The following is a 12,827-nucleotide window of genomic DNA, read 5'->3' as shown; positions in this document are numbered from 1 at the left end:
CACCCCCGTTACGTTGCTGTCCTCAGCAAGGAGAGACATGCACTCGAGGCTTCTGTTAGCGCCCCTTGCCGGCCTGGCGCTGCTGGCCGGAACCCTTGTCACCCCGGCGCCCGCGGCGGCCGCCACCGACGGTCTGGTCCTCTGGTACAAGCTGGACGAGTCCGCCGGGACGGTCGCCACCGACTCGTCCGGCAACGGCCGCGACGGCGCCGTGCTCGGCACCCCGTCCTGGTCCGGCGACCAAGGCCTGGGCCTCAACGGCACCGACACCTACATCAAGGCGCCCGACCACCTGCTGCGCGACATGGACTCGATCAGCGTCTCCTTCGACGTCAAGATCGACACTGCCCAGCCGGCGCCCTACTTCCTCTACGGCTTCGGCAACACCGACACCGCCACCGGGTACGGCAACGGCTACCTGTTCGCCACCGGCAACTCGTTCCGGAACGCGATCTCGCTGGGCAACTGGTCCGGCGAGCAGAACACCCGGCCCGCGGCCGGCTACAACCTGGCCCGCGACGCCTGGAAGACGGTCACCTACACGCAGACCCAGACGACCGGCACGCTCTACGAGGACGGCGTCGCGGTGGCCACCAACACCGCGATCAGTGTCCTGCCGAGCGCGATCGGCGGCGGTTCGACGACCGCGAACTACTTCGGCCGCTCGGTCTACACCGGCGACCGCTATCTCAAGGGCGGCCTGCGCGACGTGCGGGTCTACGACCGGGCGCTGTCCGCGGCCGAGGTGGAGACCCTGGCCGCGCCGGCCAACACCGAGTCGGTCGCGGCCGACGTGGCGGCGCTGAACCTGGGCGACACCGGCGGGGTCACCGCCGACCTGACCCTGCCGGCGACCGCACCGAACGGCTCGAAGGTGACCTGGAGCAGCGACGACTCCGGCGTGATCACCGACGCCGGCAAGGTCACCCGCCCGGCCGCCGGGGAACCGGACGCGCACGCCACGCTCACCGCGACGCTGAGCCGGGGCGGCGCCTCGGGCACGAAGACGTTCGAGGTGACGGTCAAGGCCGCGTTCGACGACGCGGCCAACGCGGCTGCCGCGGCCGCGGCCCTCGTCGTGCACGACATCGACGACGTACGCGGAAATCTCGCCCTCCCCTCGAACGCGACCTGGGCCTCCAGCGACCCGGCGGTGGTCTCGGCCACCGGCGAGGTCCACCGCCCCGCCACGGGTTCGGCCGCGAGGACGGTCACGCTGACCGCGACGGTCACCTACGGCACGGCGACGGCGACCCGGGAGTTCACCGCGACGGTTCCGCCGCTGCCGGCCGCGGCGCCGTACGAGGGTTACCTGTTCAGCTACTTCACCGGCGAGGGCTACGCGAACGGGGAGCAGATCTACAACGCGCTGAGCAACGGGAACGATCCGCTGAGCTGGCGCGAGATCAACAACGGCAACCCGGTGCTGACCTCGACGAAGGGCACCACCGGCCTGCGCGACCCGTTCATCATCCGCTCGCCGGAGGGCGACAAGTTCTACCAGATCGCCACCGACCTCAAGATCTACGGCAACGGCGACTGGGACGCCTCGCAGCGCTCCGGCAGTAAGTCGATCATGGTGTGGGAGTCGACCGACCTGGTCAACTGGACCGACCAGCGGCTCGTGAAGGTCTCTCCGGACACGGCCGGCAACACCTGGGCGCCGGAGGCGTTCTACTCGAAGGACCTCGGGGCGTACGTGGTCTTCTGGGCCTCGAAGCTCTACGCCGAGGACGACCCGAACCACACCGGCAGCACCTACAACCGGATGATGTACGCGACCACCCGCGACTTCCACACGTTCAGCGCGCCGAAGGTGTGGAAGGACCCCGGCTACTCGGTGATCGACTCCACGATCGTCGAGCACGAGGGGGTCTACCACCGGATCACCAAGGACGAGCGGAACAACTCGTCGTCGTCGCCGTGCAGCAAGTTCCTGATCCAGGAGAAGGCGGGCGATCTGCTGGACCTGGAGTGGGACTTCGTGGCCGAGTGCATCGGCTCGGGCGCGCTGTCCCGCGGTGAGGGCCCGCTGGTGTTCAAGTCGAACACCGAGGACAGGTGGTACCTGTTCATCGACGAGTACGGCGGCCGCGGCTACGTCCCGTTCTCCACGACCGACCTGGACTCGGGCGTGTGGACGCCGGAGCCCACCTACAGCCTGCCGTCGCGCCCGCGGCACGGCACGGTCCTGCCGGTGACCAGGGCCGAGTACGACCGGATCTCCGCGAGGTACGAGGAGCCGCCCACCCCGGCGATCGGGCTGCGGCTGCGCTACCAGTTCGACGAGACGAGCGGCACGGTCGCCCGGGACACCTCCGGCAACGACTTCAACGGCACCTACGTGCGCACTCCGGCGTGGGGCGCCGGCGTGCAGGACGGCTCGTTCAGGATGGCCGGGGGCAGCAGCTCGCCGTACGTCACCATCCCGAACGGCGTGCTCAAGGGCGCGACCGCGGCGACCGTCTCGGTGTGGGCCAAGTGGACCGCGTCCACCACGATCAACCAGTGGATCTACGCCCTCGGGCCGGACAGCAACAAATACCTGTTCACCGGGCCGCGCAACGGCGGCAACGTCCTCTACTCCGCGATCACCACGGGGAGCTGGTCGGCGGAGTCGAAGCTGGCCCACAACGCGGCTCTGCCGGGCGGCAGCTGGCAGCACATCGCGGTGACGATCGACGGGGCGAACGCGGCCATGTACCTCAACGGCACGCGGGTCGCCTCCGCGACCGGGGTCACGGTCAAACCCTCTGATCTGTACGACGCGACGAAGACGTACAGCGGTTACGTGGGGCGGTCGCTCTACTCGGCGGACCCGTACTACGCCGGCGAGGTCGACGACTTCCGGATCTACGACACCGCACTGTCGCCGTCGGAGATTCTGGAGCTCGCCGGGCGTACCACATCGGTCGGTGATGTTGATCTTGAGGCTTTGAAGGTCGACGCGATCATCGACGACGCGGCGGCGACGGTGACGTTGCCGGTCAGACCCGGAACCGACGTCACGTCGCTGGCCCCGGCCTTCACCCTCGCGCGGGGAAGCACCGTCAGCCCGGCCACGGCCCAGGACTTCAGCGGGCCGGTGACCTACACCGTCACGGCCGCGGACGGGACCTCCCGTGCGTGGACGGTCAAGGCGCTGGTCATGAAGTCGCCGATCATCCCCGGCCTGTACGCCGACCCGAACATCTCGGTCTTCGGCGACACGTTCTGGATCCACGCCACCACCGACGGGTTCGCCGGGTGGTCCGGCACCCAGTTCCACGCGTTCTCCTCGAAGGACCTGGTCAACTGGACCGACCACGGGGTGATCCTGGACCTCGGGCCGGACGTCACGTGGGCCGACAACAGCGCGTGGGCGCCGACGATCGCCCAGCGGGACGGGAAGTACTACCTCTACTTCTCCGGCGGCATGGCCACCGGCAACACGGCCAAGCACCTGGGCGTGGCGGTGGCCGGCTCCCCCGCCGGGCCGTTCACCGACGCGCTCGGCAAACCGCTGGTCGCGGCCGGCACCTACAGCGGGCAGATGATCGACCCGGCGGTGTTCACCGACGACGACGGGAAGTCCTACCTGTACTGGGGCAACGGCAACTCGTACCAGGCGCCGCTGAACGACGACATGGTGTCGTTCGACCCGTCGCTGGTGAAGACATACAAGCCCACGAACTACAACGAGGGCAGCTTCGTCATCAAGCGGGACGGCGTCTACTACTTCATGTGGTCGGAGAACGACACCCGCAGTGCGGACTACCGGGTGGCGTACGCGACCGGCTCGTCCCCGCTCGGGCCGTGGAGCGACCGGGTCGGCGTGATCCTGTCGAAGGACGCGTCGCTGGGCATCCTCGGGACCGGCCACCACTCGGTGGTCCGCGTCCCCGGAACCGGCGACTGGTACACCGCCTACCACCGGTTCGCGATGCCGGGCGGGGACGGCACGCACCGGGAGACCACGATCGACCGGCTGGAGTTCACCGCGGACAGGGCGATCAAGCCGGTCGTGCCGACGCTGACGAGCATCGACCCGGTGACCGTCGTGTCGGCCGGGCCGGACGCCGGCGGGGTCGAGGGCAGCGCCGTCACCCTCGGCGGGACCGTCTCCAACGACGCCAACCAGGCGGTCTGGACCGCCGAACCGGAGGGCTGCGTCTTCGCCGACCCGCACGCGGCCGCCACCACGGTGACCTGTGCGGACGAGGGGACGTACACGGTCACGCTGAGCGCGGGCCGCAGCCGGGACTCGGCGACCGTCACGGTCGTCAACGCGGCGCCGGTGGTCACCGTGCCGGGCGGGCACCCCGCACCGGACGCCCCGGTCGCCACGAAGACCGAGGTGGTCCGGACCGTCCCGGTCAGTGACCCGGGCAGCGGCGACACGCTCACCTGCACCGCGACGTGGGGCGACGGCGCCACGTCGGAGGGCGCGATCGCCGGGGGCGTGTGCACGCTGCGCCACCGGTACACCACATCCGGGGTCCACCGGCCGTCGGTCACGGTCCGCGACGACAGCGGCGCCTCGGCCACCGGGGAGCTGCCGTTCGTGACGGTCCACCAGCCGCGCGCCGGGCAGGTGGCCGGCAGCGGCTGGAGCGGGACGACGGACTTCGCGTTCCTGGCCAAGCCCGGTGGCGGGACGGCGTGGATCAGCACCCCCAAGGGGGTCTTCACCTCGTCGAGTCTCACCCCGCCGCTGATCCTCGGTCCGACCGCCACCTTCTTCGGAAGCGGCGCCGGCTTCACGATGCAGGTGACCGTGCTGGACGGGAGAAGGGATCGGATCCTGATCCGGATCTGGGACGCCCGTACCGGCCGGCTCGTCCACGAGGTGCGGGACGCTCACCTGGACGGTGGCGGCGTCACCGTCTGACGTATCCGCGGGCCAGGGCACTGCCCTGGCCCGCCTTCGTTGACATTCAGATTCGTAAATGTTTACGTAAACATCCCCGCACGCTAGGACTGCGATGAAGATTCGAACGCTTTTCGCCGCCACGCTTCTGGCCGCCGCACCCCTGGCCGCGCCACCGGCGGCCACCGCCGCCGCGGCCACCACGACGATCACCATCGACCCGAGTTACCGGGGACCCGAGTGGGAGGGCTGGGGCACCAGCCTCGCCTGGCTCGCCCACGCCACCGGCGGCTACCCCGACGAGATCCGCGACCGGCTCGCCGACCTGCTCTACGGCGAGGACGGGCTGAACCTCAACATCGCCCGCTACAACATCGGCGGCGGCAACGCCCCGACCGTACCGTCCTACCTGCGCCCCGGCGGCGACGTGCCGGGCTGGTGGAACGCGCCGGCCACCTACGGCCCCACCGACAAGGACTGGTGGGACCCGGAGAACCCGGAGCACTGGAACTGGGACGCCGACCCGAACCAGCGCTGGTGGGTGGACCGGATCAAGGACCGGGTCACCTCCTGGGAGACGTTCAGCAACTCGCCGCCCTGGTTCCAGACCGTCAGCGGGTACGTCAGCGGCGGATTCGACGCGAACACCGACCAGATCCGCACCGACACGCTCGACGACTTCGCCACCTACCTGGTCCGGGTCACCGAGCACCTGGAGCAGGCGCACGGCATCACGGTCGACACCATCGAGCCGCTCAACGAGCCGAACACGGACTACTGGCGTACCACCCTGGGGTCTGACGGCCGGCCCACCGGAGGGCGTCAGGAGGGCGCGCACGCCGGGCCCGCGTCACAGGCCGCGGTGATCGAGGCGCTGCGGCGCGCCGCGCCGGAGCGGGCGATCGCGGCCCCGGACGAGACCAACCCGGGACGGCTCGTCACCGACTGGTACGGCCTCACGCCGGCCGCCCGGGACGCCGTCGACCGGATCAACGTGCACACGTACGGGACCGGGCAGCGGACCGCCGTACGGGACATCGCCAAGGCCGAGCAGCGGCCGCTGTGGATGAGCGAGGTCGAGGGCAGCTGGGGTAGGGACTTCACCGGTATGGACTCGGGCCTCGGGATGGCTCAGCGGATCATCGACGACCTGCGGGAGCTGGAGCCGTCGGCGTGGGTGCTGTGGCAGCCGGTCGAGGACGCGGACAACATGGTGGCCGAGGGCAATCTGCAGTGGGGCAGTATCCACATTCCGTTCAATTGCGATGAATCAGACACTCTGCAAACGTGCCCGATCCAGACGAACACCAAGTTCGACACGATCCGGAACTTCACCCACTACATCCGGCCGGGTGACCGGTTCGTCAAGGTCAGCGACACGCGCAGCGCCGCAGCGGTCAACGCCACCGGGGCTACGGTCGTCCACTCCAACCCCGGCGCGGCCGAGGAGACGGTAACCCTTGACTTGTCCCGATTTAAGGTCTCAAATCGGGCGACTGTGACTCCGGTCGTGACCAGCACCGACGGCAAACTGGTCCAGGGCACGCCGGTGCGGGTGAGCGGCGGGCAGGCCACCCTCACCGTCCCGGCCCAGTCGGTCACCACCTTCCTGATCGACCGGGTGAGCGCCGAGGACACCGCCCACCTGCGGGCCGACCACGTCTACCGGTTCGAGGGTGTGGCCAGTAGGCGGTCGCTGACGCCGTCCGGTGCCGGGCTCGTCATCCGGACCAACGACACGGCCGCCGCCGACCAACTGTGGACCGCACGGAACGTCTCGGGTGAGCGCTACGAGCTGATCAACGCGGGCACCGGGCAGCGGCTCGCCGTCCGGGACGGTAGGGCGGTCACCGAAACCGCGGGGACCGTCGACGACGGTGCGCTGTGGACCCTGTCGACCACCGGCGACGGGACGTACACGCTGGTCAACCTGGGCGCGCGGCGGCTCCTCGACGTGAGCGGGGAGGCCACCGCGGACGGGTCGCCGGTCGGCGTCTGGCAGCCCGGCTCCGGAGCCCACCAGCGGTGGACACTCAAGGACGAGACCGTCGGGCGTACCGAAGTCGCACTGACCCACACCGTGCCCGGCCGCGTGCCGGACCTGCCCGCCACGGTGACCACCGTCCTGCCCAGCGGCGAGAGCCGCGCCCTGCCGGCCACCTGGACCCTGCCCGCCGCCTCGAAATGGCGGAAGCCGGGCACCGTGATCGTGCGCGGCACGGCCACCGACGCCCTCGGCAAGCAGGTCCCGGCGGTCGCCAGGGTCGCGGTCGACATTTGGACCGGCACCGAACCGGGACGGGCCAAGGCGTACGCCGGCGGTGTCCCGGCCATGCCCGCCACGGTGGTCGCCACCGGACGGCACGGCGGACGGGCCACCCTGCCGGTGACCTGGGATCCCGGAACCTACGAGACGGTGGGTGTGGTGACGGTGGCCGGCACCGCGACCGTCGTCCCCGGCCAGACCCTGCCGGCGACCGCACGGGTCCAGGTCACCACGCCGTCCGAGGGCCTGGTCGACGGCCTCACGGTGGCCGCCTCCTACACCGAGGGCGGCTACTCGACGGCCGGGCTCACCAACGGCAACACCACCGACAAGGCCTGGTCCAACTGGAAGTCGTCCGGGCGCAACCCGGTCGAGACGCTCACCGTCACCCTTCCGGACGGGGCGTCGGCCGGGCGCGCGGTGCTGCACTTCTACCGGGACAGCGCCTCCGGCGGCGGCATCGCCGCCACCGTCCAGGCCGGCACGCCCTCGGCCGCCGGGGCCTGCGAGGTGGCCGGGTCACCCGTCACGGTCACCTCGCTCGCCGTCGACATCCCGCTCACCCCCGCCACCACCGGCCCGTTCTGCCTGCGGCTGACGCCCACGCCCGACGGTTACCTCACGGTCTCCGAGCTCCAGGTGTACGCGAGAGCACCCGGCCTGGGCACCGACGCGTCGGTGGCCGCGCTCCTGGTGGACGGAAAGGCGGTCCCGAACTTCGACCCGTCGGTGACCTCCTACCGGGTCCCGGCCCGGGACCCGTCCCGCGCATGCGTGACAGCGACCGCCACCGACCCGTACGCGGTCGTCGCGGTCACCCGCTCCGGCCGCACCCACACCGTCACCACCACCAGCGAGGACCGCACGAACCACACCACCTACCGGGTGGACCTGGTCCGCCGCCACTGACCGTCCGGTGGGCGCCAGCCCTCCGGCGCCCACCTCCGTCACTTCTTGTCCACCTGCGCGAGCAGCTGTGCGCACTCCTCGGCGATGTCCTCGGCGCCGACCGTGTTCGCCGCGGCCACGGTCTCGGTCAGGACCTGTTCCGCTTCCTCCGAAGCCCCTGCGGCGATCAGGAGCCGGGACAGGCTCGGCCCCACCGACGCGCAGCCGACGGCATCCCCGATGCGCTGGAAATCCTGGAACGACTCCCACAACAGCGTGATCCCGGCCGCGTGGTCCCGCAGCGCCAGGCGGATGAGGCCCAGATCGCGCCTGGTCCAGGCGACGCTGTGCGCGAGGCCCAGCGACTCGTTGATGTGCAGGCGCTTGGTCTGCAGGGCCAGCGCCTGCTCGTAGTCCCCCTGCGCCTCGAGGATTCCAGCGATCCGGCCCCACGTGAAGGCGATGGCATGCTGGTCACCACGACGTTCATGGAGCGACAACTCCTCCTCACGAAGAATCCGGAGAGCCTCGTCGTACTCACCGCGTGCGGCGTGGACGTCCGCGATCTGCCCCCAGGTGACCGCGAGCGAATGGAGGTCGCCGAGCCGTTCGTAGACCGGCAGCTCGTGTTCCCGGCGGATTCGCAGGACCTCGTCGTATTCGCCCTTCTCGAAGAGGATGTCGGCGATCCTGCCCCAGGACAGGGCGGCCGAGCGGACATTGCCGAGCCGCTCGTGCACCGGCAACTCCGACTCACGAAGAATCCGGAGAGCCTCGTCGTGCTCACCACGCGCGAACAGAGCCGTCGCGATCTTGCCCCAGCACAGGGCGGCCGCGAGCACGTCCCCGCGCCGCTCGTAGGCGGGCAACTCCACCTCACGACGAATCCGCAACACCTCGTCGAAGTCGCCGCGCTGGTGCAGGACATCGGCGATCTCACCCCAGCACATCGCGACCGCACGCTCGTCGCCGAGCCGCTCGTACACCGGCAGCACCACTTCACGGCGGATCCGGAGAACCTCGTCGAACTCACCGCGCCAGTAATGGGCGCTGGCGATCTCACCCCAGCATTGAGCGATCGACTGGACGTTTCCCAATCGCTTGTAGACCGGCAGGACGAGTTCACGGCGAATCCGCAGAGCCTCGTCGAAATCGCCGCGCTCGTGGGTGATGTCGGCGACCTGGCTCCAGACGACGGCGATCGCGTTCTCGTCGCCGAGGCGCTCGTACACCGGTAGCTCGATCTCCCTGCGGATCCGCTGAGCCTCGTCGAAGTCGCCGTGCTTGTGCAGGATGTCAGCGATCTGACCCCAGCAGACCGCCACATCCCGCTGGTCACCGAGACGCCCCAGTACCGGCAGAACGACGTCCCGGCAGAGCCGGAGGGCCACGTCGTACTCACCGCGCCGGTAGAGGATGGCGACGATGGCGCTCTGGCAGATCGCCGCCTCCCGTTCGGAGCCCTCCGCCAGGAACAGATCGTGGGCGATTCCCAGCAGTTCACCGGCCTGGCCGAGCTCACCGCGCTCCATCTGGAAGACGCCGTAGTCGGCCGTGGTCCGGGCCTTCTCCAGCACTGCCGCCCGCTCGGAGGAATCGTCGGCTTGCGTGCGCTGATAGGCGATCCGGAACAGGCGGACGGCCTCGTCGATCTCACCGCTGGTGTGGGCGGCCTGGGCGACATGCCGCAGGAGAGGCGACGGGACATGGTGCTGATGCCGGTCGAGCATCTCGATCGCGTCGCGGCCGAGCCGGAACGCCTCCGCGGCCGGTCCGCCACGAAGCGCGAACGTCGCGTCGTCGGCGCAGGAGGCGACGATCTCCGGGTTCTCCGCCAGCAGGGCGAGCAGGGTCAGTTGCAGACCCAGGTCTCCGCCTCGCTCATCCGGCCGATCGGTGCCACCCCAGGCCGTGAACAGCGGCTCGACGGCGATCCGGGCCAGTTCCGCGCTCTCGGTGCCGGCGAGTGGGTCGAGCCGGCCGGCGACCAGGGCGTTCGTGGCCAGGGCCAGTTTTCGCGGGTCGAAGATGTCCGGCGAGGCGTCCACCAGTCCCAGGCCGAGGAGCCGGGCCGCGGAACCACGGGACCGCCGGGCCAGCGCGGTCACCACCGCCTTCGGCACGGGCATCCGGAAGACGGTGAGATCCCGCAGCAGGGCCCGGTGCTCCGGCCCGGCCTGTTGCAGCAGCGCGTCCAGAGCCATGTTCTCCAGGAAGTCCCGGACCGTCGCCTCCGCCGGTGACTCGCCCCGGTTCAGGTATCCCTCCATGTCCGCGACCACCGCTTCGGCCCTCGCGAGATCCACCTGCTCGTTGAGGACCAGCCGGGACGCGATCAGGTCCTGCAACCCGGGATTCCCCCGGCTGACCTCGACGGCGCGCTCCGCCAGCGTGGACCGCTCAGCCCGCCGTTCCGGGCTGACCCGGGCCCGCTGCCGGCTCAGCAGTTTGTGCTGCGCGACGGTGGACAGCGGCCGCAACGAAACCGGCTTGAGCCGCTCCTCCAGTCCGTTCAGGGTGAAGCGGAACCGGCTGGTGAGCAGCACCCGGCTGTCGGTCCCGGCCGGGTCGAAGGCTCGCAGCACCGCGGTCAGCACCGGCGCCGCCTCCGGGACCACCGTCGGCAGACCCGACCTCCCGACTCGCAACACCTGTTCCAGGTCATCGATGACGAGCAGCAGAGGCAGCCCGTCCTGCGTCTGCGCGCACGGCCCGGTCAGCAGGTCGCTGAGCAGCGCCTCCAGTGCCTCCGGCACGTCCTCGGCGAGTTTCCGGCGGGCGGCGACCAGAGTACGGGCGGTGGAATCGGCGCGGACCGCTTCGGCGACCACGTCGAGGATCGCGGCGGCCGAGTAGTCGCCGTGGACGACGGCCGGGGTCAGGTCGGGGCGGCGGTCGGCGATCCGGGCCGCCAGGCTCGACTTGCCGAGACGGCCCTGGCCGTACAGCAGCACCCCGGCCAGGCCACCGGGACGCAGCGCCCGCAGGGCCCGCTGCAACTCCGGGCGGCGGCCCACGAACATCTCCGGGTCGGCCACCGGGACGTTGCGTTTGCGGTCCAGGAAGACCTTGGTGCCGCGGACCGGGGACACCCGGGAACGGCGTCTCGGGCCGGAGACCAGCGGGCCACCGCCGGACGGGCCCAGCCACAGGCGGGCCAGGTGCCAGTCCGGGCGGACCGTGTCGTCGGCCGCGTTCAGCAGGGCACGGCGGGCGTCCCCGACCGCCACGGCCAGGTCGGTGTGGTTGCTCAGCCTCGCGTAGAGGTGCTCGGCGAACAGTGTGGCCGCCCGGTCGCCGACCGAGCCGTCCCAACCCAGCACCGCCGGCACGCCCGCGGAGACCAGGGCGGTCGCCATCGAGTGGGCGAGCAGTCCGTCCGTACCGTCGCCGGGGTTGGAAGATCCGGAACGGCGGCCGGCCCCGCCCGGCAGATGCCCCTCCTCGGTCGCCGCCGTTGCCGTCAGGCAGGCCGACACGAACAGCAACCGCGGCATCCGGCCCAGCGACTCCACCAGCGACGCCGCGGTGACCGTCAGGTCGTCGCCGACCTCGTCCTCCATGAGCAGCACCGGCGCCCCGGAATGACCCGGATGCCGGTTCGTGCCGTGGCAGGACAGGTGCACCACCGGCAGGCCGCCCACGTCGGCGAGCCGGCGGCCGAGCTGTACCGGGTTGCCGGTGTCCTCGACGACCAGATCGACCCGCGTCTCGTCGACGGCCCGGAGGATCGCCGCCTCCTCGGCCTCGAAGTCGAGTTCGTGCTGCCGCCGCGGCGACGACGCCATGAAGGCCAGGCCGAGCCGGAACCCGTCCGGCTCCGGCGGCGCGGCCGGGCGGCCCAGGCGGCGCACCACGCAGAACCGGGACAGCGCGTCCCCGGCCAGGAACCCCCCGGCCGGGTGCGCCAGCAGCTCGAACGGCGCCCGCAGCACCGCCCAGGCCCGCGCCGACGGAACCCGTGGGCCACGGACCTCGAAGACGACCGGCGCCGTGGCCCGGTCCAGCAGCGCGGTGAGCCGGCCGTCCCCACCCTCCAGCCAGGCCCACAGCTCCCGGCCCAGGCCCACGAAGACCTCGTGGGCGGACCCGGCACGGACCGCGCGCACATACCGTTCACCGAGGTCGGCGAGCAGGCTCTCGTCCGCCTCGCCGATCTGCCGCCGTGGCCCGATCCGGGCGCCGCCGGCCACCATCTCGACATGGGTGTCGTCGACCACCAGGCCGGAAACCATGCCTGACGATATCCGCCAGGCAGGGAACGTGCACATCGGACACCGGTCGGATCCGGCCGATCCGCTAGCTCGCGCAGAGACAGAAGGGGTGGCCGGCCGGGTCGAGGAAGACCCGGAACGTGGTGCCCGGCTGGTGCCGGTGCTTGGTGGCGCCGAGCGCGAGAACCGCGGCCTCCGCGGTGTCCAGGTCGTCGACGGTCACGTCGAGATGCATCTGCTGGGGTGCCTCCTGGTCCGGCCAGACCGGCGGCCGGAAGTCGGCCACCTGCTGAAAAGAGATGCGCTGGCCGTAGTCGGCGCGGACATCGGCCCAGTCCTCGGAGATCTTCGCGGGCCAGTCGAGCATCTCGCCGTAGAACCTGGCGAGCACGGCCGGCTCCGGACAGTCGATGACGATGCTGGGGAAACGAGCGATAGCCATGCCGGACAGGCTAGGACCGGTTACGGACGATCCGCTTCCGGTTCCCGGGAGAGCTCGTCGATCGATTTCATCGCCTTCGCGTGGACGGCGACCGTTATCGGCCTGTCCCCACTCGGGCCTTTCTGCTGGCCTGCGGTTTGTCCACGTCGCAAGGGCCTGGCCATCGAC

Annotated in this window: 4 protein-coding genes; 2 read left to right on the top strand and 2 right to left on the bottom strand. The window is 70.8% G+C overall.

Annotation, left to right across the window (positions count from 1 at the left end):
- The first annotated feature begins 37 nt into the window (after positions 1–37).
- Positions 38–4,870, top strand: coding sequence for a family 43 glycosylhydrolase (locus BJ964_RS20065; RefSeq protein ID WP_188122089.1), 4,833 nt, complete (start codon positions 38–40; stop codon positions 4,868–4,870).
- A 94-nt stretch (positions 4,871–4,964) separates the two neighbouring features.
- Positions 4,965–8,024: an RICIN domain-containing protein gene (locus BJ964_RS20060; RefSeq protein ID WP_188122088.1), complete on the top strand. Its 3,060-nt coding sequence runs from the start codon at positions 4,965–4,967 to the stop codon at positions 8,022–8,024.
- Positions 8,025–8,062: 38 nt separating this feature from the next.
- On the opposite strand, the gene BJ964_RS20055 is transcribed toward BJ964_RS20060, so the two are convergent.
- Positions 8,063–12,238 carry a tetratricopeptide repeat protein gene (locus BJ964_RS20055; protein WP_188122087.1) on the bottom strand — a complete coding sequence of 1,392 codons (4,176 nt, stop codon included), beginning with the start codon at positions 12,236–12,238 and terminating at the stop codon, positions 8,063–8,065.
- A gap of 64 nt (positions 12,239–12,302) precedes the next feature.
- Positions 12,303–12,659 (bottom strand): VOC family protein, encoded by a 357-nt coding sequence (locus tag BJ964_RS20050; protein WP_188122086.1) that lies wholly within the window; start codon positions 12,657–12,659, stop codon positions 12,303–12,305.
- Positions 12,660–12,827 lie beyond the last annotated feature (168 nt).

Origin of the sequence: Actinoplanes lobatus, assembly GCF_014205215.1 — a bacterium.
Classification (GTDB): domain Bacteria; phylum Actinomycetota; class Actinomycetes; order Mycobacteriales; family Micromonosporaceae; genus Actinoplanes; species Actinoplanes lobatus.
Note: the sequence above shows the minus strand (reverse complement) of the source record. Positions and strands in the feature narration are given on the sequence as shown.

Excerpts from the sequence above, each read along its gene's own strand:
- BJ964_RS20065 (WP_188122089.1), top strand. The coding sequence starts at position 38 with ATGCACTCGAGGCTTCTGTTAGCGCCCCTTGCCGGCCTGGCGCTGCTG.
- BJ964_RS20060 (WP_188122088.1), top strand. The coding sequence starts at position 4,965 with ATGAAGATTCGAACGCTTTTCGCCGCCACGCTTCTGGCCGCCGCACCC.
- BJ964_RS20055 (WP_188122087.1), bottom strand. The coding sequence starts at position 12,238 with ATGGTTTCCGGCCTGGTGGTCGACGACACCCATGTCGAGATGGTGGCC.
- BJ964_RS20050 (WP_188122086.1), bottom strand. The coding sequence starts at position 12,659 with ATGGCTATCGCTCGTTTCCCCAGCATCGTCATCGACTGTCCGGAGCCG.